27 protein-coding genes are annotated in these 22681 nt (G+C 28.8%); 11 read left to right on the top strand and 16 right to left on the bottom strand.

Features of this window, described 5'->3' with window-relative positions:
• Positions 1–2 precede the first annotated feature (2 nt).
• The 4 genes from V2W16_RS09530 to V2W16_RS09515 form a co-directional block, all read right to left on the bottom strand.
• Entirely contained in the window at positions 3–698 is a 696-nt protein-coding gene (locus V2W16_RS09530; RefSeq protein ID WP_329384886.1) for a M48 family metallopeptidase, read from the bottom strand.
• Between the two features lie 12 nt (positions 699–710).
• Complete coding sequence (locus tag V2W16_RS09525; RefSeq protein ID WP_329384883.1) at positions 711–1619, bottom strand: magnesium transporter CorA family protein; 909 nt, start codon at positions 1617–1619, stop codon at positions 711–713.
• 84 nt (positions 1620–1703) lie between these two features.
• On the bottom strand, positions 1704–2075 hold the full coding sequence (locus V2W16_RS09520) for a RidA family protein (RefSeq protein ID WP_329384880.1): 372 nt from the start codon (positions 2073–2075) through the stop codon (positions 1704–1706).
• A 15-nt stretch (positions 2076–2090) separates the two neighbouring features.
• The gene (locus V2W16_RS09515) at positions 2091–2687 is read right to left on the bottom strand and encodes an HD domain-containing protein (protein ID WP_329384877.1); all 597 of its coding nucleotides are present in this window, start codon (positions 2685–2687) and stop codon (positions 2091–2093) included.
• A 157-nt stretch (positions 2688–2844) separates the two neighbouring features.
• On the opposite strand from V2W16_RS09515, the gene V2W16_RS09510 reads away from it, so the two are divergent.
• From V2W16_RS09510 to V2W16_RS09495, 4 genes are all read left to right on the top strand, one after another.
• On the top strand, positions 2845–3042 hold the full coding sequence (locus V2W16_RS09510; protein WP_329384874.1) for a spore coat associated protein CotJA: 198 nt from the start codon (positions 2845–2847) through the stop codon (positions 3040–3042).
• A complete protein-coding gene (locus V2W16_RS09505; RefSeq protein ID WP_138269642.1) occupies positions 3033–3362 on the top strand; it encodes a spore coat protein CotJB in 330 nt (109 codons plus the stop codon). Before V2W16_RS09510 ends, V2W16_RS09505 begins: the two co-directional genes overlap by 10 nt.
• The gene (locus tag V2W16_RS09500; protein WP_329384870.1) at positions 3362–3934 is read left to right on the top strand and encodes a manganese catalase family protein; all 573 of its coding nucleotides are present in this window, start codon (positions 3362–3364) and stop codon (positions 3932–3934) included. Before V2W16_RS09505 ends, V2W16_RS09500 begins: the two co-directional genes overlap by 1 nt.
• Positions 3935–4076: 142 nt before the next feature.
• Positions 4077–4502, top strand: coding sequence for a hypothetical protein (locus V2W16_RS09495; RefSeq protein WP_253229545.1), 426 nt, complete (start codon positions 4077–4079; stop codon positions 4500–4502).
• Positions 4503–4549: 47 nt separating this feature from the next.
• On the opposite strand, the gene V2W16_RS09490 is transcribed toward V2W16_RS09495, so the two are convergent.
• Positions 4550–5584, bottom strand: coding sequence for an alcohol dehydrogenase catalytic domain-containing protein (locus V2W16_RS09490; protein ID WP_138269648.1), 1035 nt, complete (start codon positions 5582–5584; stop codon positions 4550–4552).
• A gap of 199 nt (positions 5585–5783) precedes the next feature.
• On the opposite strand from V2W16_RS09490, the gene mtaB reads away from it, so the two are divergent.
• On the top strand, positions 5784–7067 hold the full coding sequence (gene mtaB, locus V2W16_RS09485; RefSeq protein ID WP_329384865.1) for a tRNA (N(6)-L-threonylcarbamoyladenosine(37)-C(2))-methylthiotransferase MtaB: 1284 nt from the start codon (positions 5784–5786) through the stop codon (positions 7065–7067).
• Positions 7064–7945 carry a PHP domain-containing protein gene (locus V2W16_RS09480; protein WP_329384862.1) on the top strand — a complete coding sequence of 294 codons (882 nt, stop codon included), beginning with the start codon at positions 7064–7066 and terminating at the stop codon, positions 7943–7945. The genes mtaB and V2W16_RS09480 overlap by 4 nt, the downstream gene beginning before the upstream one ends.
• Positions 7946–8012: 67 nt before the next feature.
• On the opposite strand, the gene V2W16_RS09475 is transcribed toward V2W16_RS09480, so the two are convergent.
• The 6 genes from V2W16_RS09475 to V2W16_RS09450 all read right to left on the bottom strand — a co-directional run bounded on the left by V2W16_RS09475 (position 8013) and on the right by V2W16_RS09450 (position 13339).
• Positions 8013–9185 carry a D-alanyl-D-alanine carboxypeptidase family protein gene (locus V2W16_RS09475; protein ID WP_329384859.1) on the bottom strand — a complete coding sequence of 391 codons (1173 nt, stop codon included), beginning with the start codon at positions 9183–9185 and terminating at the stop codon, positions 8013–8015.
• 54 nt (positions 9186–9239) lie between these two features.
• Positions 9240–9872, bottom strand: a complete 633-nt coding sequence (gene spoIIM, locus V2W16_RS09470; RefSeq protein ID WP_329384856.1) for a stage II sporulation protein M — start codon at positions 9870–9872, stop codon at positions 9240–9242.
• 85 nt (positions 9873–9957) lie between these two features.
• Positions 9958–10494 carry an NUDIX hydrolase gene (locus V2W16_RS09465; RefSeq protein WP_329384853.1) on the bottom strand — a complete coding sequence of 179 codons (537 nt, stop codon included), beginning with the start codon at positions 10492–10494 and terminating at the stop codon, positions 9958–9960.
• Positions 10494–10958: a transcriptional regulator NrdR gene (gene nrdR / locus V2W16_RS09460; protein ID WP_329384850.1), complete on the bottom strand. Its 465-nt coding sequence runs from the start codon at positions 10956–10958 to the stop codon at positions 10494–10496. The genes V2W16_RS09465 and nrdR overlap by 1 nt, the downstream gene beginning before the upstream one ends.
• A gap of 127 nt (positions 10959–11085) precedes the next feature.
• Positions 11086–12621, bottom strand: coding sequence for a sodium/proline symporter PutP (putP, locus tag V2W16_RS09455; protein WP_329384848.1), 1536 nt, complete (start codon positions 12619–12621; stop codon positions 11086–11088).
• Between the two features lie 112 nt (positions 12622–12733).
• A complete protein-coding gene (locus V2W16_RS09450; protein WP_329384845.1) occupies positions 12734–13339 on the bottom strand; it encodes a DedA family protein in 606 nt (201 codons plus the stop codon).
• 118 nt (positions 13340–13457) lie between these two features.
• On the opposite strand from V2W16_RS09450, the gene V2W16_RS09445 reads away from it, so the two are divergent.
• Together V2W16_RS09445 and V2W16_RS09440 are read left to right on the top strand one after the other, a co-directional pair.
• Positions 13458–14369 carry a LysR family transcriptional regulator gene (locus V2W16_RS09445; RefSeq protein ID WP_138268671.1) on the top strand — a complete coding sequence of 304 codons (912 nt, stop codon included), beginning with the start codon at positions 13458–13460 and terminating at the stop codon, positions 14367–14369.
• 96 nt (positions 14370–14465) lie between these two features.
• Positions 14466–15590: a 5-methyltetrahydropteroyltriglutamate--homocysteine S-methyltransferase gene (locus V2W16_RS09440; protein ID WP_329384840.1), complete on the top strand. Its 1125-nt coding sequence runs from the start codon at positions 14466–14468 to the stop codon at positions 15588–15590.
• 55 nt (positions 15591–15645) lie between these two features.
• On the opposite strand, the gene V2W16_RS09435 is transcribed toward V2W16_RS09440, so the two are convergent.
• The 5 genes from V2W16_RS09435 to V2W16_RS09415 all read right to left on the bottom strand — a co-directional run bounded on the left by V2W16_RS09435 (position 15646) and on the right by V2W16_RS09415 (position 20251).
• Positions 15646–15909, bottom strand: coding sequence for an HPr family phosphocarrier protein (locus V2W16_RS09435; protein ID WP_138268669.1), 264 nt, complete (start codon positions 15907–15909; stop codon positions 15646–15648).
• Between the two features lie 92 nt (positions 15910–16001).
• Positions 16002–16643 carry an O-methyltransferase gene (locus V2W16_RS09430; RefSeq protein WP_329384836.1) on the bottom strand — a complete coding sequence of 214 codons (642 nt, stop codon included), beginning with the start codon at positions 16641–16643 and terminating at the stop codon, positions 16002–16004.
• Positions 16644–16646: 3 nt separating this feature from the next.
• Positions 16647–18008 carry an endolytic transglycosylase MltG gene (gene mltG / locus V2W16_RS09425; RefSeq protein WP_329384833.1) on the bottom strand — a complete coding sequence of 454 codons (1362 nt, stop codon included), beginning with the start codon at positions 18006–18008 and terminating at the stop codon, positions 16647–16649.
• A gap of 127 nt (positions 18009–18135) precedes the next feature.
• Positions 18136–19080, bottom strand: a complete 945-nt coding sequence (locus V2W16_RS09420) for a TIGR03943 family putative permease subunit (RefSeq protein ID WP_138268666.1) — start codon at positions 19078–19080, stop codon at positions 18136–18138.
• 13 nt (positions 19081–19093) lie between these two features.
• Positions 19094–20251: a CobW family GTP-binding protein gene (locus V2W16_RS09415; RefSeq protein ID WP_329384830.1), complete on the bottom strand. Its 1158-nt coding sequence runs from the start codon at positions 20249–20251 to the stop codon at positions 19094–19096.
• Between the two features lie 338 nt (positions 20252–20589).
• On the opposite strand from V2W16_RS09415, the gene V2W16_RS09410 reads away from it, so the two are divergent.
• The 3 genes from V2W16_RS09410 to acpS all read left to right on the top strand — a co-directional run bounded on the left by V2W16_RS09410 (position 20590) and on the right by acpS (position 22680).
• On the top strand, positions 20590–21852 hold the full coding sequence (locus V2W16_RS09410; RefSeq protein WP_329384827.1) for a pyridoxal phosphate-dependent aminotransferase: 1263 nt from the start codon (positions 20590–20592) through the stop codon (positions 21850–21852).
• A gap of 109 nt (positions 21853–21961) precedes the next feature.
• Positions 21962–22225 (top strand): 30S ribosomal protein S20, encoded by a 264-nt coding sequence (rpsT, locus tag V2W16_RS09405; protein ID WP_138268663.1) that lies wholly within the window; start codon positions 21962–21964, stop codon positions 22223–22225.
• Between the two features lie 68 nt (positions 22226–22293).
• Positions 22294–22680, top strand: coding sequence for a holo-ACP synthase (gene acpS / locus V2W16_RS09400; protein WP_329384823.1), 387 nt, complete (start codon positions 22294–22296; stop codon positions 22678–22680).
• The last annotated feature ends 1 nt before the right edge of the window (position 22681 follow it).

The following is a 22681-nucleotide window of genomic DNA, read 5'->3' as shown; positions in this document are numbered from 1 at the left end:
TTTTATATTAAAAACCATTTATTTGAATAATTAAAATTTTTCTTTAAATAATTTGAATATTCATCATAATTGGGACAAACCTTGTAAAGAAGTTCATAAAATCTTTTTTGATGATTCATTTGTTTTATATGACAAATCTCATGATATAAAACACTTTTTATAATTTCTATATCATATTTCATTAAAGCAAGATTTAAACATATTGAATTTGTTTTCTTTGAATAACTTCCAAACCTGCTTTTCATAAGTCGCACTTTAATATTAAAATCATTTTTTATTTCAATAATTTTAGCTTCTTGCATACATTCTTTAATAATATAGCAGTTTAAATTATTAAGAAACAACTCTCTTAAATATTTATTGATTAATTTTACCATACTTTCAACATCATCATATTTTGTATAAAGAAAAAAATAATTTTCTTTTAGTTCTATTTTATTTTTCTTATCTTTAATAACTTTTATTATATACTTTTTACCAAATATAGAAATTTTTCTTCCATTAATATCATAAACTTCATTTTTATTATTTATAGCTTTTAATCGTTTTTGAATCCAAGCATCTTTTTCATTTAATAAATCATAAATATATTTGTCTTTTACCCTTTTATTCGCATTTACAACCACATTTCCATTATCATCAACTCTTATATAAACATTTTTAATTTTTTTTCTGTTTATTATTATATTATAATCCATACTCTTCTCCATTTAATGAAAATGCTTCTTTATAAGATAATATCCAAGTCCCACTACGGATAAACTAAGAGATATTACAAAAAAATATCCATACCTCCATGTAAGTTCCGGCATATATTTAAAATTCATCCCATACCACCCTACAATTAACGTAAGTGGAGAAAACACAGCCGTAATAACTGTTAAAGTCTGCATTGTCTTGTTTTGCCTGATATCAGCTTGAGCTTGATATAAATCTCTAAGATGTCTGGTATACTCCATTAATGTATCGACTTTAGAGTTTAGTCTGCTAACTTTATTCGTAAAAATTTTAAAAAGTCCTTTATAAGAATTATTAAAGATATCCTCTTCATGTTCTTCAAAAACAAGCCCTACATCTACAAGCTGATCGTAATAATTATTAATAACCAAAAGCTGTCTTTTCATTGAAACAATAAGATAATTAAAATTTCTTAAATCGCCGTCAAGAACTTTATCCTCAAGGTTATTTATATTCTTTTCAAAATGCTCTAAGTAATTTAAATCTTCACTAATTAAAATATCCAAAAAATCATATAAAAAATGCGCTATGGATGGATTTTTCCACTGTCTTTGTTTGCTTATTTTTTCAATAATTGGAAGAACTATATTATCATCATCAATAAAATAAATTCTATGTTTTTTTAGATAATACCCAAACTTACCATTTAAACATTCTTCTCCCTTTTTAGGAATAAAAAATGTTCCCGCTATTATATCTTTATATACTTCAGACTTTGAAAAACTAATATTTTCAAAATCTATATAATAAGTATATATGGCATTTTGTTTACATGTTTCTTTCCATTCGTCAAGTGTTAGAACAATTAGAATATCTTCACTGTCAGATAAATTTTCTATACTGTCTATTTGTTCAAGTACATTAGAAACTCTATAATACATCCTATCACCTCATTAAAATTATGATACCACATATTATAAACTTTTATAATATAAATAATAAAAAAGGATGAAAGAATCATCCTTTTAAACTAAAGCTATTATTTCAACCTCAACTAAAACATCTTTTGGAAGCTTGCTTACTTCTACACATGAACGAGCAGGTTTGCTTACAAAATATTCGCTGTATACTTCGTTGAAATCATTAAAGTCATTAATATCACTTAAGAAACAAGTAGTTTTTACTACTTTAGAAAAATCACTTCCTGCTTCTTTTAAAATTTCACCAATATTTTCACAAACTCTCTTTGCTTGAACCTTAATATCTCCTTCCATTATTTCTCCACTTTCGGGAATAATTGGAATTTGACCTGATGCATATAACGTTCCATTTACTATAATTCCTTGTGAATATGGTCCTATTGCGGCAGGAGCCTTTTTTGTTGATACTACTTTCATATTATTACCTCTCTTTTATAAATTTTTTTCAAAATTTTCCATAAATTCATTTATTCTGTCTTCATTTGCTTTCATAGCTTCCAAAGTGTCACTTAAAAGTTCATTTAATTCAACACCCATCATTTCTGCACCTTTTTGTATAACATCTCTGTCACACCCTGCAGCAAAACCTCTGCTTTTAAATTTTTTCTTTAAACTTTTAAGGGGCATATCTTTAGTACTTTTAGAAGGACGCATTAACGCAGCAGCATTTATAATTCCGGTAAGTTCGTCTGTTGCAAACAAAACTTTTTCCATTTTTTCTGTGGGCTCTATATCACAGCATATTCCATAACCGTGAGAACAAACACTATGTATTATATCATCATTTACGTTTTCTTCTTTTAATATCATAACAGCCTTTTTACAATGTTCATTTGGATATAGTTCAAAATCAACATCATGAAGAAGTCCTACAATTTCCCAGTAATTTTTATCACCTTCTATACCTAATTTATCACAGTACCACCCCATAACCGAAGATACCGTAATTGCATGTCTTATATGAAAAATATCTTTATTGTATTTTTTTAATATTTCAAAAGCTTCATCAAATGTAATATTACTTTCCATTTTTCCTCCTATACGTTAAAAAATATTATAAACCCATTTAAAAGCATTATCAACATAAAAATTTACAAAAAATTGCGACAATTAAATTTAATTTATCACAATAAAAAAATAAATGAATATATTATATTGAAATCAAATTTATCGGGAGGATTTAAAATTGAATGAAAGAAATTACAAACCAATTGTTCCTTATATGCCTTTAATCCCTAAAATTGCAAATGCATATGTGCCATTTCAATTAAACAGCGATATGTATGATGCACAAGAAGGTTTAATGAAAAAAGGAACAATGTTTGAAGCTTTATATTCACCATTTAACACAAATTTAAAAGGAAGTGATACAGTATGCAAATAGATATGGGACACGGATGCAGCGGAGCAGACGGAACAAATAATAACGAAAATATAAATAATATGAGCATGGAAGAAATTTACAATAAAATAAAAATATATACTTTTGCAACTCAAGATACCGCTCTTTATTTAAATACACATCCAGGGGACATGGATGTACTAAAAAGACACAACGAATATTCAAAGAAATTAAAAGAAGTAAACGAAGCTTATGAAAAATTCAATAACCCTATTGACAATACAGGTAGCAGTGAGGGATTTTGGAAATATATAGAAGGTCCTTGGGCCGCTCAAAACATGAACTGGGAGGATAATGAATAATGTGGATTTATAAAAAAATGTTGCAACATCCCGTTACAGTTTCGGGAAAAGATTTGAGAATGGCAAAAAACGTATTAACACAATACGGCGGACCTGACGGTGAACTTGGTGCGTCTTTAAGATATTTAACACAAAGATTTTATATGCCACTAAAAGAAGGCACAGCCACACTTACAGATATAGGAAGCGAAGAACTTGGACATCTTGAAATGATAGGAACTATTTTTTCAGAACTTGTTAAAGGAGCAACTAAAGACGAACTTATAAACAGCGGTCTTGGAGGATACAATATAGAACATGGTTGCAATCCTTTCTATATTAATGTAGATGGTGTACCATGGACTGCAAGCTATATCGGTTCAAAGGGAGATCCAGAAGTAGACATGTATGAAAACATGGCTGCGGAACAAAAAGCAAGAATAACCTATGAAAACTTAATAAAAATGACAGATGACCCTCTTCTAATAAACACTTTAAAATTCTTAAGAGAAAGAGAAATCGTTCATTTTCAACGTTTCGGAGAAGTATTAAGAATGGTTCAAGAAGACAAAGAAAAGAAAAAAATATTTTAAATAATAAAACCTTTAAACTTTTTCGACAAATTTATATATTTTTATATCTCCTTTATGCTAACATTATAATGAAAAAATTAAGGACTTGATAAAACATATTTATTAAGTCCTTTTTAAATAAAATTAAATTAAAGGTGGAAAAATGAATATTAAAGAAAAATTATCAAAACCATATCTTATGAACGAAAAAATAGAATATACCACAAATCAAATAAGAGAGTGTGAAATGTACATAGAAAGGATTTCTTCCTATATAAACGAAAGCGGAATAAAAGCAGAAAAAAACAAAGACAATAAAACAGAAAGCATAATTAATTTAATTTTATATAAACAACAGCTTATAAAGGAAATAAATACATTATATAAACATAAAATGGACGTAAACAATATTATAAATTCTCTTGAAAGTGAACTTGATAAACTTATAATGAAAAAACATTATTTAAATTATGAAACATGGAGTAAAATTTCAGAAGATTTATCAATAACCTATCAAACCGTACATGCACACCATAAAAAATCTATAGAAACATTGGAGAAATTTTATAAAAAGAAAAAAATGCAATAGGAAGCAGGTCATATAAAATGACCTGCTTTGAAGAAAACAAATAGACTTTAATTGTATGTAATAAAGTTTTTAATAACTTTACCTTCAGAATGTTCAATAAGAGCTTTTTCCAAATCATCAAGTTTATATTCGTTTTGAACAAAATCTTTTTCGTCAATAACGTGCATTTTCAAAAGCTCAAATGCTTGATTTACATATAAAGGTGTTGTATGGAAAACGCCTTTAATTGTAATTTGGCTGTAATGAAGTAATTTTGTATCAACTGTTATTGTATCTCCTGCTTTTGTACCTCCGAAGCAAAGAACAAATCCGCCAGGTCTTGCCATTTGAATTGCAAGTTCCCAAACTTTTGCAAGTCCTGTTGCTTCAACAGCTACGTCAACACCTCTCTTATCAGGTGTTAAATCTTTTACTGCTTGTATTTGATCATCAACTTTGTTTAAATCTACAATATCAAATGCACCAAGTTTTTTAGCCATTTCAAGTCTATTTTCGCTCATATCACAAGCTATAACTCTTGCACCTTTCAAATATAATAATCTTACAAACATTAAACCTATTGGTCCACATCCGTTAACAACAACATAATCACCTTGTTCTACAGGAACATTTGCTGTTCCATATACAGCACATGAGAATGGTTCCAATAATGCTGCTTGTCTATAACTCATATCATCAGGAATATGGAACATATTTTGATTTACAATTCTTTCCGGAATCAATATGTATTGAGCAAAGGCACTGTTATTTTTGTTATTTATAATTAAATCTTCACACATTGAGTGAAGCCCTTTTTTACAAAAATAACATTCATTACATGGAGCTGAGTTATGAGAAACAACTCTATCTCCCACTTTGAATTTTGTTACATTTTCTCCTACAGCATAAACAGTTCCGCTTGATTCATGTCCCAAAGGGAAAGGAGGTGTCATAAGAGGATATCCTCTTTTATAACTTTTTACGTCAGTACCGCAAGTTAGCGATATTTCATTTTTGATTACCACATCACCAGGACCAGGAACAGGAATATCAATTTCTTCAATTCTCAAATCTTCAGGTCCGTAAACAACGGCTCTTTTCATTTTGCTCATTTTAAAAATCTCCTTTATTAATTCGTTATCATTACCTATATTATACCACCAATTTTTTTATAGTCAATAATTTTTAATACTTTTGTAATGTAAATTTTAATCAAATTATTACATTTGTAATATATTTTACAAATGCATTATATTTTAATTTGTGATATAATAAAACAAACAGAAAAAAAGGAGATACATTTTGAAAGCAGCATTTTACACTCTGGGTTGCAGAGTAAATAGTTACGATACACAAGCAATGATAGAATTATTCAAAGAAAACGGATACGAGATAGTTGACTCTCATGAAAAAGCCGATGTATATGTTATAAATACCTGTGCGGTAACAAACGAAAGCGAAAGAAAAAGCAAACAAATTGTTAGAAGATTAAAGCACCAAAACGAGAATGCCATAACAGTATTAACAGGTTGCTTTGCTCAAAGTAACTTTGAAGAAGCACAAAAAGTAGAAAGTGCGGATATCATATGCGGAACACATAAAAGAGAAAAAATTATAGATTATATTAATGAATTCAAATTAAGTAAAAATAAAGTATATAACATAGAAGAAGACAGTAAAGATTTTGATAAAGTAGGAATTACAACATATGAAGGCAAAAGCAGAGCTTTTATAAAAGTTCAAGACGGATGCAATATGTTTTGTTCTTACTGCATTATCCCCTACGCAAGAGGCGTATTAAAAAATGCATCAGTTGAAAAAGTCTTAAATCAAATTGAAGAACTAAGCAAAAGAGGATATAGGGAAGTTGTAATCACAGGTATCCACATTGCATCATATAAAGCAGACACAGGAGAAAACCTTATAGAATTACTTGAAATAATTGATAACCAAAACCAGGTTGACAGAATAAGACTTGGGTCACTTGAACCTAAATTATTAAGCGATAATTTTCTAGAAAGATTAAGCAAACTTAAATCTTTCTGTCCTCATTTCCATATTTCTCTTCAAAGCGGATGTGATAAAACATTGAAGGAAATGAACAGACATTACAACACTAAAGAATACTTTGACATAGTAACAAAAGTAAGAAAGTATTTCGATAATCCCGGAATAACAACAGATATTATAGTTGGTTTCCCAAATGAAAATGATGAAGATTTTGAAACAACAAAAAAATTCGCAGAAAAAATTGGATTTTCATATATTCATATCTTCCCATTTTCACCAAAACATGGAACACCTGCCAGTACAATGAAAAACCAAAACACAAAAGAAACAAAAAGTAAAAGAGCAAAAGAATTAAAACAAATAATGCTTAAAAAAAGACATGAATTTTTGGAAAACATGAAGGGAAGCACCCAAAAAGTATTAATAGAAAAGAAACTTAGCGATAATATTTACGAAGGTTACAGTGAAAATTATATATATGTTGAAGTTAAAAGCGAAAAAGACATATTTAATAAAATAGTAAATGTAAAAATAACAGGTCAAAACCAAACACATTTGGAAGGGGAATTATTATGAAAATAGATTTACACATCCATTCAAACGCAAGTTCCGATGGTGAAGTAGAAGTCGAAAAAATAATTGATATGGCAATTGAAGAAGGACTTAAATATATTGCAATAGCAGACCATGAAAGCATAGCAAACGTAAAAAAAGCTTTAGAATACGCAAAAAACAAAGACATAACCGTTATACCTGCAACGGAAATATTTGTCTCACACAATGGTAAACTTCTTCATATGCTTGGATATGGAATAGATGTAGACGATAAAGCTTTAAATGAAGAAATAGATAAAATATGGCAAGGAAGAAAAGACGGTATACAAAAACAAATTGATTTAATTAGAGAAAAAGGACTAAAAATAAATGAAAAAGAGGTCTTTGATTATGCAACAGGCGATATACCTCTTTTATCAGCATATATTCATGCTATATTAATTGAAGAAGAAAACAGAAACCACCGATTAATACATGGATTACAGCCAAATATTGAAAGCATAATAACTCTTTCCAGAGAAGCTTTCGGAGTAGGCAAAGAACTTTATGCCCCTACTTATATGCCAAGTAGTAAAGATTTAATAAAAGTTATAAAAAATGCATGTGGAGCCTGTGTAATAGCTCATCCGGGAGTCGACATAAAAGATGAAACACATATACTTGACGAGCTTAAGGAATATGGAATTGACGGTGTTGAAGCATATTATACATCTCATACAAACGAGCAAAGTGAAAAGTACAAAAATTATGCAATAAAAAATAATTTATTTTACACCTGTGGAAGTGATTTTCACGGAAGTTTCAAACCTAAAAACGCACTTGGATGTGTACAAACAGACAATAACGAACAGGCTATAAAAGGAATATACGAACATTCAAAAAATTTAAAATTAAATTAATATATAAAATCCCGATATATTTCGGGATTTTATTTTTATAATGAACTTATGTAATAAAATATAAAAACTATATAATTATAAATTTTTTAAACATATTTAACACATATGTTATTATATTTATTTTTTCAATTTTTTTAGAAATAACTAAATCCACACTTCCTATAATGTCACTCCCTTCTTTTACATTTATTACCCCTACTTTCTGCCCTTCTTTTACAGGTGCATTAATCACACTACTGTTTAATTTTATATCGGTTGTATATTTTTCATTTTCATTTTTACCGCTTAAAACTGTAAAATTATCCTTTGCAACTACCTTAACATTATACTCATTACCTTTGTTTATTTTAATTTCTCCAAACTCTCCTCCCTTAGTTACAATATTTGTTCCTTTGTAATTACTAAAGCCATAGTTTAAAAGCTTGTTTGCTTCTTCAAATCTTGTTTTGGAATCTGGAGCATTTAAAATAACTACAATAAGACGAAGATCTCCCTTTTTACCCGTAGCAGAAATACAGTGTCCCGCATCAGCCGTATACCCTGTTTTTAACCCATCAACATTATCATTCATTTTTAAAAGTTTGTTTGTATTATTAAGAAGTCTCTCTTTATCATTATTTTTACCTATTTTTATGGTTTTCTGCCAAGTGGAACTTATTTTAAAAACATCAGGATACTTACACACTTCTTTTGTCATTAATGCAATATCATAAGCACTTGAATAGTGATTATCCACGGGAAGTCCGTTTGAATTTACAAAATGAGTATTTTTCATTCCGAGACTCTTTGCTTTTTCATTCATCATAAGAACAAATTTCTCAATGCTCCCCCCTATAAATTCTCCCATTGCAGCACAAGCATCGTTTGCACTTTCTATTATAATTGCATTCAAAAGCTCTTCAACACTTCGCATCTCTCCTTGTTCAAGATAAAGCTGACTCCCTCCCATGTTACTTGCGTAATCTGATATTGTAACCATATCGGACATATTGATGGTTTTATTATCAATGGCTTCTAATATCAATAGTATCGTCATAACTTTTGTAACGCTTGCCAAAGGAAGTTTCTTATTCATGTTTTTTTGATACAAAACCTTTCCGCTTGACGAATCCATTAAAACTACAGCCTTACTTTTTATGTTCAAATCTACTTTTTCCTCTTCTGCCCCTTTTACAAAAGTAGGCATAATATTAAACAAAAAAGCAAATATTAATACTATAGAACTTATTCTTTTTAACATAATTTTCTCCTCCCTTTTAATATTTATTAAAGCAAAATATAAATATTAATATTATTACAAAAAAGAAGAAGAAAATAATACCATAAGCATAGGAGCAACATAACTTTCAAAACATATACCTATAACATTAAATAAAAAAGCCACTACTATGTATATAGTATATCTAAAATAAAAAGAAGAATTTCTCACTTTACCATATTTGTTCTTATTGTTTTTTTGAATTGAACTTTTAAAACAAGAAGACATCACAAAGGCAAACATCAAGGCAAAATTTTTAATTATATTTGGAATTATCAAAACACAAATTAAAAATAAAATTCCTTTAAAACCATAAGAAGATATAAAAAACGTTATTACAAAACCAAACAAAAAACCTTTGTAAAACATTATACTTATAGAATATAAAATGCTTATTGCACTAAGCCCCAAAATAAGAAGAAAAATATATATTTTTATATCCGAATACATTGTTTGAGTAAAAATCTTTTTACTGTCTATACTTGATGTGTCTTTTGTAAGAAGTTCAAAAAACGAACCTATGTAATTTTTAAGCTCATCCAATTGTGTAGAGCTTAAAAAATATATACTGACTCCTCCTATTATAATTCCAAGAATAAAAACAAGAATAAAAAATAAATATTTATTTTTGTTTTCCATAAAATGATAATTTATAAATTCTCTAATCATAAAATATTATTCCTTATTTTTTGTGACATAAAAAAGACATGCCCTATTAATAAAGGGTATGTCCTTATTTATATTTTATGACTGTTTAAATATTATTTTCTAAACAATATTTAAGAAAGGGAACAATAATTTTTGAATCTGTTATTTTTCCTTCAAAAATCTTTTGTTTTAATTCTTTTATATTTATTTTATATACATTTATAAACTCATCATCATCCAAATCTTGACAGGTTTTAACCAAATCCTTTGCTAAATATACATATATTAATTGATTACCTAATCCTATATCAGGATAAAATTTCATATATGGGATTATATTACGAGAAGTATATCCTGTCTCTTCTTCGAGTTCTCTTAAAGCTGCAACATCAGGATCTTCTCCCTTTTCTAATTTACCAGCGGGAATTTCATCTGTAACATCATAAATAGAGCATCTAAACTGTTTTACTAAAATAACATTATCATATTCATCTATTGCTAAAATAGCACAAGCTCCCATATGTTCAACATTATCTCTTGTTGCTTCATTTCCGTTTGAAAGTATGACAGTATCTCTTTTTACATCAAATATATTCCCACTTAAAAGCTTTTCGGTTTTAATAACGGTTTCTTTTATTTCCATTATTTATTTCCTCGCTCGTTTAACATACTTTTAAGTTCATCCATAAAGCTATTTACATCTTTAAACTGTCTATAAACAGAAGCAAATCTTACATAAGAAACTTCATCTAAATCTTTTAGGTATTTCATTATCTCTTCACCTATTAAATTTGATGGTATTTCTTTCTTTGCTATTTTTTGAATATTACTTTCTATTTCATTTACAACATGTTCTATCTGCTCAATAGAAACAGGTCTTTTTTCACATGATTTTATTATACCGTTCATAAGTTTATTTCTGTCAAAAGCTTCTCTAGTACCATTTTTCTTAACTACAATTAAAGGTATCGTTTCTATTTTTTCATAAGTTGTAAATCTTTTTGCACAAGATAAACACTCTCTTCTCCTTCTTATAGCCGTATTATCATCAGTAGGTCTTGAATCTATAACTTTACTTTCGCTAAAACCGCAATGTGGACACTTCATTTTTATCACCTTTCGTTCCTAAAATATATAAAAATTATATAATATATTTTTATTTAACTCAACCTTAAGAATATATAAATTATTTAAACAAAAATAAAAAAGCGGATAACTCCGCTTTTAAGAAAAATTATAATAAACTTTGTACTTTATCATATTCATCAGTTATTTCTTTTTCAGGTTCAGGAGTAAGAAGACTTACCACAACCATAAATATACAACCTGTTAAGAAAGCTGGTAATAATTCATAAATATCAAATAAACCGCCTAAATTACTTATAACGTATTTCCATAAGAATACCATAGCCCCACCGGAAATCATTGAAGCAATTGCACCGTATTTATTAGCTCTTCTCCAGAAAAGAGCAAATAATACAACTGGTCCAAATACAGCACCAAAACCTGCCCATGCAAATGATACAATAGAGAATACTGAGCTGTTTGGATCTTTTGCAAGGAAAATACCAAGAACAGCAATTGCAATAAGACATCCTCTTGCTACAACCATTCTCTTTTTACCATCAAGTTCTTTACCAAAGAAACCACCTATAATGTTTTCAGATACACTTGAAGAAGCAGCAAGAAGTTGTGAATCCGCAGTAGACATTGTTGAAGCAAGAATACCTGCAAGTATTACACCGGCAAAACAAGCAAATATCCATCCATGTGTACTTAGTACATTTGCAATTTTAACTATTACTGTTTCAGAAGATGTTCCTTCAAGGAATGGAATAACAGATGCTTTTGTCATTCCATAACCAATTATACCTATCAAAATAGAAGCAAACATAGAAATTACAACCCATATAGAAGCAACTCTTCTTGAAATTTTAAGTTTGTCTTTATCTTCAATAGCCATAAAACGAAGTAATATATGAGGCATTCCAAAATAGCCAAGTCCCCAAGCCATTTTTGAAACGATTGTTAAAAAGCCGTAACTTTCAGCGCTGCCCGTTGTCATATTATGAGTTGAAACCATACTCAAATATCCGGGAAGTTCTTTTGCATTGTTTATTACCATATCCATACCGCCTGCGGCACTTATTCCAAAAACAAGAATAATAACAAGAGCAACTGACATGATTATACTTTGAATAAAATCTGTAGTGCTTGCAGCAAGGAAACCTCCCATTGCTGTATATAAAATAATAACCACTGCACTTACAACCATTGCGGTAAAATAATCAATACCAAATAAACTTGAGAATAATTTACCGCAAGCAGCGAATCCTGAAGCAGTATAAGGAATAAAGAAAATAATTATAAATAATGAAGATATAAGCATTAAAATCTTCTTTTTATCTCTAAACCTATTTGAAAAGAAATCAGGAAGAGTAAAAGAGTTCTTTGAAACTTCCGTATATAATCTTATTCTTTTTGCTATAATAAGCCAGTTTACATATGTACCTATTGCAAGACCTAAAGCTGTCCATCCTGCATCGGCTATACCTGATAAATAAGCAACTCCAGGTAGTCCCATAAGTAACCAACTACTCATATCAGAGGCCTCGGCACTCATAGCCGTTACAAAAGGTCCAAGTTTTCTTCCTCCTAAATAAAAATCGTGAGCCGTCTCGTTTTGTTTTGATAAAAATGCTCCAATAACAACCATACCTATTAAATAAATAAATATGACCGCAAGCATTCCTATTTGGTTTGCCTCCATTACAATTTCTCCTATCTTTTTAATTATAAAAAACAAAGGTCCTATGAAAATAGTACCTTTGTAATATTTTATATTAAGTTTATTTTTTTGTCAAGATTTGCCTATATATCGGCTATTTTTTACCTTTTTTGTATCTTAAAATATAAATAATAATGAAAGCAAAAATCAATATCCAAACTATGTTTGAATAGCTTTTAAAATAAGGAAGAAAACTTTCCCATGCATCTCCAAGAATAACACCAAGAAAAACAAGTAAAGTATTCCATATCAATGTACCAAGTGTACTTAATATAATAAAATAAGAAAACTTCATTCTGGAAAGTCCCGCAGGAATTGATATAAGACTCCTTGCTACAGGTATACATCTGCATATAAACACAGCCTTATTTTCAAATTTTAAAAACCAATTATAACTTAAATCAATATATTCAGGTTTTAAATGTAAAATTTTTCCGAATCTACTGGAAAACAAATCTCTAAGTTTTTCCCTTTTAAACATATACCCGAGTATATAAAGTATAACCGCACCAAGAATTGCACCTATCGTTGCAAAAATAATTACAACAATCGGGTTTAACCCTGCTGCAACTACCATATATCCCCCAAACAACAAAACAACCTCTGAAGGAATCGGTGGAAAAATATTTTCAACAAGTATTAAAATCATTATCCCAATATATCCGTAATCTCTAATAAAACTTAACAGTGTTTCTTGCATAAATCCCCTCTTTTACTTTCTAAAACAATTTATATGTATATTATATTTTTGTATGATATAATATATTGCATACTAATTAAAGAAAAATTAAAGGAATGTAAAATTTAGGTAAAATAAAATGACATTACAACAACTTAAATACATAATAGAAATAGTAAACTGCGGTTCAATAAACGAAGCTGCAAGCAGATTATTCATAACTCAACCAAGTCTTTCAAAATCCGTAAAAGAACTTGAAAACGAACTTGGCATTGAAATATTTGTCCGTTCAAACAGAGGTATATCTCTGTCCTCAGATGGTGCCGAATTTTTGGGATACGCAAGACAAGTTATAGAACAAGCAGAACTTTTGGAGCAAAGATATATGAATAAAACTCCATCAAAAAGAATATTCTCTGTTTCCACACAGCATTATGCTTTTTCCGTTCACGCCTTTGTAAACATGGTTAAAGAATTTGATAAAGACGAATATGAGTTTGCCATAAGAGAAAGCAAAACCCATGAAATAATAGAGGATGTAAAAAATCTTAGAAGCGAAATTGGAGTAATTTATTTAAACGATTTTAACGAAAAAGTAATAAATAAAATTTTAAAAGATAACGGCTTAGTTTTTACTCACCTTTTCGATGCAAGACCTCATATTTTTATAAGCATAGATAATCCCCTTGCAAAAAAAGAAAAACTTACTATAGAAGACCTTGATCCATATCCAAGAGTTTCCTTTGAACAAGGTACATATAATTCTTTTTATTTCTCGGAAGAAATTTTAAGTACGCTTTCTCATAAGAAAAATCTTTTAGTAAGTGACAGAGCAACTCTTTCAAACCTTCTTATAGGTCTTCAGGGATATACCATAACAACGGGTATTTTAAGTGTTGAACTTAACGGAAGCAACCTTGTTTCAATTCCTCTTGAATCTGATGAAGTCATAAGACTTGGTTATATAAAACACAAAAATGCAAGCCTTAGCATACCGGCAAAGAAATACATTGAAAAATTAGAAGATTATATAAAGGAATATCAATATTGATATTCCTTTTTTCTATATCAAAATATAAAAAATGTATATTATCACATAATAAAAAAACATGATATACTAACAAAGCAACTTAAGGAGGAATTAATTATGACAAAAAGAACAAACGTACCATTTAGAAATGATATCGTAGGAAGTTTCCTACGTCCTTTAGAACTTAAAAATGCTAAGGAAGATTATATAAAAGGAAAAATTAATTTAGATGAATTAACTAAAATCCAAAACAAATGTATTGAAGAACTTGTAAAAAAAGAAAAAGAAGCTGGATTAAAATCAGTTACAGACGGAGAATTTACAAGAAGTTGGTGGCATTTGGATTTCATGTGGGGGCTTAAGGGAGTAAAAAAGAAAGAACTTGAAAAAGGATATCAATTTAAAGATGAAGAAACAAGAGCTGAAACAGCATCTTTAGAAGGAAAAGTAGAATATAATGAAAACCATCCTTTCTTTGAAGGTTATAAATTTTTACATAAAATAGCTTTAAATAACGATGTAATTCCAAGACAAACCATACCTGCTCCAGCACAGTTTTTCGCAGAATTACAAAGACCGGATAATGCATCAGAGGTAAAAAAATACTATAATGACACAAACAAATTAATTGAAGATATTGCAAGCGCTTATAATAAAACAATTTTGAAATTTTATGAACTTGGATGCAGAAATATTCAACTTGATGACTGTACATGGGGTATGCTTTGCGACAAAAATGCAGTAAAACTAATAGGGCTAAGCGAAGAAGAAGTAACTAAAACAGCAAAATTATATGTAGAGTTAAACAATAAAGCAATAGAAAATTTACCAAAAGATTTAATAGTTACTACTCATGTATGCAGAGGCAATTATCACTCAACATATGCAAGCGAAGGAGGCTATGAACCTATTGCAGAAATTCTATTTAAAGAAGAAAATGTAAAAGCATTTTATCTTGAATTTGATGATGAACGTTCAGGAGGATTTGAACCTTTAAGATTTGTACCAAAAGATAAGTTTGTTGTTCTTGGTCTTATAACATCAAAAAACGGAATTTTGGAAGATAAAGAAATAATAAAGAAAAGAATAAAAGAAGCAACAAAATATATAGATTTAGAAAATCTTTGCCTAAGTCCACAGTGCGGATTTGCTTCAACCGAAGAAGGAAATATCTTAACAGAAGAAAATCAATGGGAAAAATTAAAATTAATAAAAGAAATAGCTAAAGAAGTTTGGAAATAAAATTTAAAATAAAAAAGACATATCAAAAGATATGTCTTTTTTTTATATAAGTAAATTATTCACCAAAACCGTCTTCGATTAAAGCTGCTAATGTATCTACAGCTTCTTGTTCATCAGCACCGTTAGCTCTGATTTCTAATTCTGTACCTTGAGATAATCCACCAGCCATAACGCCCATGATAGATTTTGCATTGATTTCATTTCCATTCTTAACTAAAAGAATTTCTGATGAGAATTTAGCAGCTGTTTGTACAAATTGAGATGCTGGTCTAGCATGAAGACCTGTAGGATTTGTAATTGTTACATTTTTTGAATACATATATAATTCCTCCTAATTTTTTTTCTTTTATCGGTATTAATTAGATTATAACATAAATTTATCAAAATACTATTAAAATTTTAACAAATTCCTTATTTTTTTATACTTATACTTAAACCATCCCCTATAGGAAGAACAGAAGTAGTTAATTCACTATCTTCGCTTATAGCATCTAAAAACTTTCTAAGCCTTTTTACAATAGTTATTTTTCTTCTGATTAAAGGTTTACTTTTATCAATCATTCCTCTAAATAAAACATTATCACATATCAAAAGCCCGCCTGGTTTTAATATCCTTTTACAGTCTTCAAGCATATGAATATAATGTCCTTTATTTCCATCAAGGAAAACAACATCATATGTCTTTTCTTCATTTTTTAATACTTCTCCTGCATCATCAAGACATAAATCAATATTATCTTCAAAACCGTATTTCTTTATATTATTTTTAGCTTCGATATATCTTATTTCATCTCTTTCTATAGTTTTCACATAACTATCTTTACCCATCGTATCTGCAAACACACAGGAAGAATAACCTACAGCGCTTCCTACTTCAAAAAGAGACTTTGAAGAACTTAGCTTTAAAATAATTTTTACAAGCCTTTCAACATCTTCCGTAATAATAGGTATATTATTTCCTTTTGCTTCTTTTCTAAACTCTAAAAGAGCATCTTCTTCACTACTTAAGTGAAGAAGACCCTCTAAATATTCCTTTGTTATTTCATCTATCATTTTTTATTCCCAGTTCCCACTATATTTTTGTATATTGGCTTCATGCTCTTCATAAGTCTTAGCAAAAGCACTTGCTCCCGTACCGTCATTTTTTGTACAGAAATACAAATAATCGGTATCTTCAGGATAAAGTGCAGCTTTTAGAGAAGCTGCTCTAAAGTTTGATATAGGTCCTGCAGGAAGCCCTTCATATTTATATGTATTATATGGAGAATCAATATTCTTTTGTGATTCTGTAAAAGAGAATTGATAATCCTTATAAATATATTGTAGCGTTGCACAAGACTGAAGCATCATACCTTTTTCAAGTCTGTTATAAAATACCCCGGCAACAGTCGGCAGTTCAGAATCAAGTATTGTTTCTCTTTCAACAACCGATGCCATGGTTACAATTTCATCAATGGTTTTACCCATTTCTTTTGTTCTTTTCTTATATTCGTCTGTATATTCTTGATCGAATCTATCAAGCATTTTTTCTATTAAATCTCTTGGTGTAGAATTTACATAAATATTATATGTATCCGCAAATAAATATCCTTCCAAAATATATTCTCTATCCTTTGGAACACTTGATAAGAAATCATATTTTTCTCTGTAATAATCCGCATTATTTTTAATTTCACTTAAAAATTCTTCTTTTGTAAATATTCCTTGCTCCTCTAAAGTATCACCAATTCTGTTAAGGTCAAGACCTTCTTTTATTGTAACAGTTGCTGTATCGCTATTACTGCCTTCCATCATGATAGAAACAATATCTCCTGCTGATTGACTTTGAGAGAAAGAATAATATCCGGCCTTTAAATCATTTGATTTTCCTGTTAATTTAACATAAACTTTAAATGCAAGTTCACTTCTTATTAAATCTTTTTCTTTAAGCGTTTGAGAAATACCTGAAAGAGATGAACCTTCTTCTATTGTAACATCCATTTTATTTGTATTTGAAGAATCAACAGCTCCTAATAAAACGTTATAACTTACAATAATAGCTACAACACATATTAAAACAAATGCCCCTATTCCTCCAAGTATATATTTCTTCTTGCTTGCTTTTTTATTATTTTTCTTAGTTTTGCTATTTTTGTTATTTAAAACAACATCTTTTTTACTTTGTTTTACATCATCAAATTGATTTTCTTTTATATTAGAAAAATCCTCTGTTTTTACATCTACATCTTCAAAAAGCACATCATCTTTGATATCAATATTTTCTTTTGTTCCTTCATCAACTGAGATGTTAGAAAGTACTTTTTCATCTTCAAAAAGATTATTATCCATAAGATTTATATTATTATCTTTGTTTATTTTTTTTCTTTTAGGTCTTCTCATCGTTTTTTTTACTTTTACGACTCTTTTTCTTTTTTCCATACATCCTCTCCTTTTAGCATACTTAAATTATATATGTATTTGACAAATAACACAATATTTTTAACTTTTATTTAACAATTTTTAAGAAATAAAAAAGAAGATATATGAAAACATATATCTTCTAATACTACATAAAATATACAATCTCATCTTCAGGTTTAGCTGCTTTTTTTATACTTTCAAGATATAACACAGGAACATCTTCGCCGTATTCAACGTTAAATTCATACTCAACATGCACAAGTACCTCAACCCAGTCTCTATTTTTATAACTGAAGTTTTTCAAAAAATACTTACATTCATGTCCCAAAAATTGTATATCATCAGCACAGCAAGTCATTGCAAATCTTCCAGGAACAAACGTATTTCTACCTAAACTCTTATCAGTATAAACCTGAGCTTTAAACCTTACTTTTTTGCCCATATAATGTCCCGGATTATCAAGTGTATCAATAAACCATACACCATAATCCACATCACTTACATCTATAATATCTGCATTTATATCAAAAGGCAAATCCTCTTCGGTTTCTTCAACAACGCTTCCGTCGCTTCTTTCAAATACAATTTGAACTGTTGGATTTAAAGCTTTAATATTTCTTCTAAGTTTAGCTCTGTCCATATCATCTTCATATCTGTTACATATTATTAGACTTGATAAATTAAGAGGCTCCATAAACATTGCTCTCATGTTAAGCATATATATTTCTGCTGTTTCACAGTTAACCAAAGAATACACGCTTGCAATCTGCCAATTTTCAGGAAAATCTGTTTTAAGAAGCGTATCCATACTCCATGTCCCATTGTATTCCATAACAACCTGATTTGGTCTATATAATGCTTCATAATTTTGAAGAAGTGTTGGAGTGAACTTCTCTATATCATCAATTGTTACCTTTGTTATTTGACATTCACTTAAAAAATCTCTTTCAAACTCTTCTTCCCCATCTTCACACATAATAAGAAGAGTAGGTCCGTTATTTCTAAAATCAGGACTTCTAAACATATTCTTTATTAAAGTTGTTTTACCGCTATCTAATAAACCTGATATAACAAAAACCGGTGTTACCATAATATCACCTCTGTTATTTAAATATTTTTTCTAATTTATCTTTAAGCAAGTTTGAACCAATTACACAAACTTTACCTATATAATCGGCATTTCTTTCTCTAATTTCGTATTCACCCGGAACTAAATCAAATTCATACCAGCTTTCATCTTCTCCGCTTACAACACCTTTAGCTCTTAAAATAACTCCATAACTACTGCCTTCTGCCAAATCTTCCAAAATATCATTTAACTGATCCTTTGTAAATTTATGAATTGTTTCCACTCCAAAGCTTTCAAAAACTTCATCTGCATCATGTCCATGATGATCATGTCCACATCCACAATGTTCATGATGATGATGGTGTTCATGGTCGTGTCCACATTCACAGTGTTCATGATGATGGTGTTCATGGTCATGTCCGCATTCACAGTGTTCATGGTGGTGATGGTGTTCATGATCATGTCCGCATTCACAGTGTTCGTGGTGGTGATGGTGTTCATGATCATGTCCGCATTCACAGTGTTCGTGGTGGTGATGATGTTCATGACTTTCCATTTCTTCTCTTTTTAATTCTTCAAGCATTTTATTTTCTTTATCAAAATTTGTAAATGCATCAAGTATTACTCCTTTATTTAAATCATCCCAAGGCGTTGTAATAATATTTGCTTTATCATTATGTTTCTTTAATTCTTCAAAACATTCATTTATCTTTTCTTCTTTCATAAGTTGAGTTCTGCTTAAAACAATAACATTTGCATTTTCAACTTGATTATTAAAGAATTCTCCAAAATTCTTCATATAAACTTTTGCTTTCTTTCCGTCAACAACAGTTATTTTACTGTCTACAGAAAGATCAAGTTTATCTTTAACATCAACAATTGCCTTTTCAACATCTGAAAGCTTACCAACACCTGAAGGTTCAATAATAATTCTGTCAGGAGAATATGTGTTTATTACTTCTTCAAGAGATTTACTAAAGTCCCCTACCAAAGAACAACAAATACATCCAGAATTCATTTCTTTTATTTCAATTCCGGCATCTTTTAAAAAGCCTGAATCAATCCCAATTTCTCCAAATTCATTTTCTATTAAAATTACTTTTTCATCCGTAAATACTTCACTTACCAATTTTTTTATAAATGTAGTTTTACCGGCTCCTAAAAATCCGGATATTATATTTACTTTTGTCATAAAAACCCTTCTTTCTATTATTAAATATATCTATTTTATACCAAAAACAAAAAAAATACAAACAAAAACAATGTTAGCATTTACTAACATTATAACATAAAATAATTTTAATTCAACAACTTATAAAAATAATTTTTTTTGAGTAAATACTTAATTTATTTAAGATAGAAAACATTTACAATAAATAATACATAATTTAATTAACTATTTTTATAATTTGACATATTATAATAATGTATAAATAAAAAATTACCTTACTTATAAAATTAATACTTGAAATACGCTTTATTTTATGATAGTATATCTTATAGTAAGATAATAAAATAAAGGAGAAAGTTATGTTTTCAAATAAAGTTACATCAATCGGACAATCTCCAATAAGAGAATTTGCCCCAATACAAGAAAAAAGAACAAAAGAAGGAACTCATGTATATCAATTAAATATTGGGCAACCTGATATAGTTACACCAAAGGAATTTTTTAGCGCGGTAAGAAACTTTGATGAAAACATATTATCATATACAAACTCAAAAGGTATTCCTGAACTATTGGAAGCATTTGAAGAATATTACAAAGAAATTGGTTCAAATATGAAAAAAGAAGACATGATAGTTACAAACGGAGGAAGCGAAGCTATATTATTTTCTTTCCTAACTCTTTGTAATGAAGGAGATGAAATAATCGTTTTTGAACCTTATTATACAAACTACAATATTTTTGCTACTCAAGCTGGAATAAATATGATTTCAATAACAACAAAACCTGAAGAAAACTTCAGACTTCCAAGCAAAAAAGAAATAAAATCAAAAATAACAGATAGAACAAGAGCTTTTTGTATAACAAATCCTTCAAATCCAACAGGAAGAGTTTATACAAAAGAAGAAATAAAATTATTATGTGACATCGCAAAGGAAAATAATTTATTTATAATAGTAGATGAAGTTTACAGAGAATTTGTTTATGACGGTAAGTTCATAAGTTTTTCGTCTATAAAAGAAGTTGAAGATAGAGTTGTAATAATAGACAGTATTTCAAAAAGATTTTCTGCATGCGGAGCAAGAATAGGTCTAATCGCTTCAAAGAACAAAGAATTTATGGCTCACGTTTTAAAACTTGCACAAGCAAGACTTTGTGCTCCTTATATAGATCAAGTTGGAGCAGCAGCAGTTTTAAAACACACAAGTAAAGAATACATAGAAAGTGTAATAAAAGAATATAAACACAGAAGAGATACAATTTATCAAAGACTAAAAAAAATAAAAGGTATCCAAGTACAAAAACCTGCAGGAGCATTTTATTTAATAGCAAAACTTCCTGTTGAAAATGCTCATGAATTCTCAAAATGGTTACTTGAAAATTATGATTATAACAACGAAACAGTTATGCTTTGCCCTGCAAGCGAATTTTATTCAACAAAAGAACTTGGAATAAATGAAGTAAGAATTGCATATGTATTAAAAGAAGAAGACTTAATAAATGCAGTTAATATTTTAGATAAAGGACTTATGGAATATCAAAAAGTATTTAATACAAATAAAGTAGTTGAAACAACGAAGAAAAAAAGTAAAATTTTAATAGCAAAAGAACAACCTGCTATTTAATATATAAACAATAAGAAAACATGAAAAGAAAGTAAAAAAATGCTTGCATTTGGTATATATAGGTGCTATAATATCATTCGCGAGACTATTTAAAGTGGAGGTGTAGCAAGTGGCAAACATTAAATCTGCAAAGAAAAGAGCAATTACAAACGAAAAAAGCAGACTTAGAAATAAAGCTATCAAAACTAACTTAAAAACAGTTGAAAAAGATTTTGAAAAAGCTATTTTATCTAATGATGTTGAAAAAGCTAATGAAGCATGCAAATTAGCAAGCAAAAAATTTGACATGGCTGCAAGCAAAGGTATTATTCATAAAAACGCTGCAAACAGAAAAAAAGCTCAATTAGCAAAAAAAGTCAATGCTTTAGGTTAGTATTATATATAGACTATTCAAGACCTTTCATATCAGAGAGGTCTTTTTGCAGTTAAAGGAATAATTATATGATAGATAAAGAAATAATATCAAACGGTGTTGATATAATAAAAGTAGATAGAATAAGAAGAATACTAAAAAGACCTTATAAAGATGCTTTTTTAAAGAAAATATTTAACACAGAAGAAATTGATTATTTTAGAAATAATAAATATGATGCAAAAAGCATATCAGGATATTTTGCCGTAAAAGAAGCTATAATGAAAACTTTAAAAAAAGGAATGAACAAAACAAGCTTTAAAGACATAACCATTCTCAAAACAGAAGATAACTGTCCTTATATAAAGCTACAAGGCAATGCAAAGAAATATATGAAAGAAAATAACATAAAAGATTTTAAAATATCCATTTCTCATGAAAAAGAATATGCCATTGCGTTTGTAATCGCAGTATAAA

The organism is Anaerofustis butyriciformans (assembly GCF_036289385.1).
Lineage (GTDB): Bacteria > Bacillota > Clostridia > Eubacteriales > Anaerofustaceae > Anaerofustis > Anaerofustis butyriciformans.
The sequence above is the reverse complement of the archived record's forward strand: the minus strand, read 5'-3'. Positions and strand labels throughout refer to the sequence as shown.

What these genes read in the sequence shown, in the direction of transcription:
- V2W16_RS09430 (WP_329384836.1), bottom strand. Translation starts at nt 16,643, where the DNA reads ATGATAGATGAAATAACAAAGGAATATTTAGAGGGTCTTCTTCACTTA.
- V2W16_RS09420 (WP_138268666.1), bottom strand. Translation starts at nt 19,080, where the DNA reads ATGGTAACACCGGTTTTTGTTATATCAGGTTTATTAGATAGCGGTAAA.
- V2W16_RS09475 (WP_329384859.1), bottom strand. Translation starts at nt 9,185, where the DNA reads ATGTTAAAAAGAATAAGTTCTATAGTATTAATATTTGCTTTTTTGTTT.
- nrdR (WP_329384850.1), bottom strand. Translation starts at nt 10,958, where the DNA reads ATGAAGTGTCCACATTGCGGTTTTAGCGAAAGTAAAGTTATAGATTCA.
- V2W16_RS09490 (WP_138269648.1), bottom strand. Translation starts at nt 5,584, where the DNA reads ATGAAAAGAGCCGTTGTTTACGGACCTGAAGATTTGAGAATTGAAGAA.
- V2W16_RS09445 (WP_138268671.1), top strand. Translation starts at nt 13,458, where the DNA reads ATGACATTACAACAACTTAAATACATAATAGAAATAGTAAACTGCGGT.
- V2W16_RS09495 (WP_253229545.1), top strand. Translation starts at nt 4,077, where the DNA reads ATGAATATTAAAGAAAAATTATCAAAACCATATCTTATGAACGAAAAA.
- V2W16_RS09415 (WP_329384830.1), bottom strand. Translation starts at nt 20,251, where the DNA reads ATGACAAAAGTAAATATAATATCCGGATTTTTAGGAGCCGGTAAAACT.
- V2W16_RS09515 (WP_329384877.1), bottom strand. Translation starts at nt 2,687, where the DNA reads ATGGAAAGTAATATTACATTTGATGAAGCTTTTGAAATATTAAAAAAA.
- V2W16_RS09525 (WP_329384883.1), bottom strand. Translation starts at nt 1,619, where the DNA reads ATGTATTATAGAGTTTCTAATGTACTTGAACAAATAGACAGTATAGAA.
- putP (WP_329384848.1), bottom strand. Translation starts at nt 12,621, where the DNA reads ATGGAGGCAAACCAAATAGGAATGCTTGCGGTCATATTTATTTATTTA.
- V2W16_RS09440 (WP_329384840.1), top strand. Translation starts at nt 14,466, where the DNA reads ATGACAAAAAGAACAAACGTACCATTTAGAAATGATATCGTAGGAAGT.
- V2W16_RS09435 (WP_138268669.1), bottom strand. Translation starts at nt 15,909, where the DNA reads ATGTATTCAAAAAATGTAACAATTACAAATCCTACAGGTCTTCATGCT.
- spoIIM (WP_329384856.1), bottom strand. Translation starts at nt 9,872, where the DNA reads ATGATTAGAGAATTTATAAATTATCATTTTATGGAAAACAAAAATAAA.
- V2W16_RS09480 (WP_329384862.1), top strand. Translation starts at nt 7,064, where the DNA reads ATGAAAATAGATTTACACATCCATTCAAACGCAAGTTCCGATGGTGAA.
- V2W16_RS09465 (WP_329384853.1), bottom strand. Translation starts at nt 10,494, where the DNA reads ATGGAAATAAAAGAAACCGTTATTAAAACCGAAAAGCTTTTAAGTGGG.
- V2W16_RS09450 (WP_329384845.1), bottom strand. Translation starts at nt 13,339, where the DNA reads ATGCAAGAAACACTGTTAAGTTTTATTAGAGATTACGGATATATTGGG.
- V2W16_RS09530 (WP_329384886.1), bottom strand. Translation starts at nt 698, where the DNA reads ATGGATTATAATATAATAATAAACAGAAAAAAAATTAAAAATGTTTAT.
- mltG (WP_329384833.1), bottom strand. Translation starts at nt 18,008, where the DNA reads ATGGAAAAAAGAAAAAGAGTCGTAAAAGTAAAAAAAACGATGAGAAGA.
- V2W16_RS09505 (WP_138269642.1), top strand. Translation starts at nt 3,033, where the DNA reads ATGCAAATAGATATGGGACACGGATGCAGCGGAGCAGACGGAACAAAT.
- V2W16_RS09520 (WP_329384880.1), bottom strand. Translation starts at nt 2,075, where the DNA reads ATGAAAGTAGTATCAACAAAAAAGGCTCCTGCCGCAATAGGACCATAT.
- V2W16_RS09500 (WP_329384870.1), top strand. Translation starts at nt 3,362, where the DNA reads ATGTGGATTTATAAAAAAATGTTGCAACATCCCGTTACAGTTTCGGGA.
- V2W16_RS09410 (WP_329384827.1), top strand. Translation starts at nt 20,590, where the DNA reads ATGTTTTCAAATAAAGTTACATCAATCGGACAATCTCCAATAAGAGAA.
- acpS (WP_329384823.1), top strand. Translation starts at nt 22,294, where the DNA reads ATGATAGATAAAGAAATAATATCAAACGGTGTTGATATAATAAAAGTA.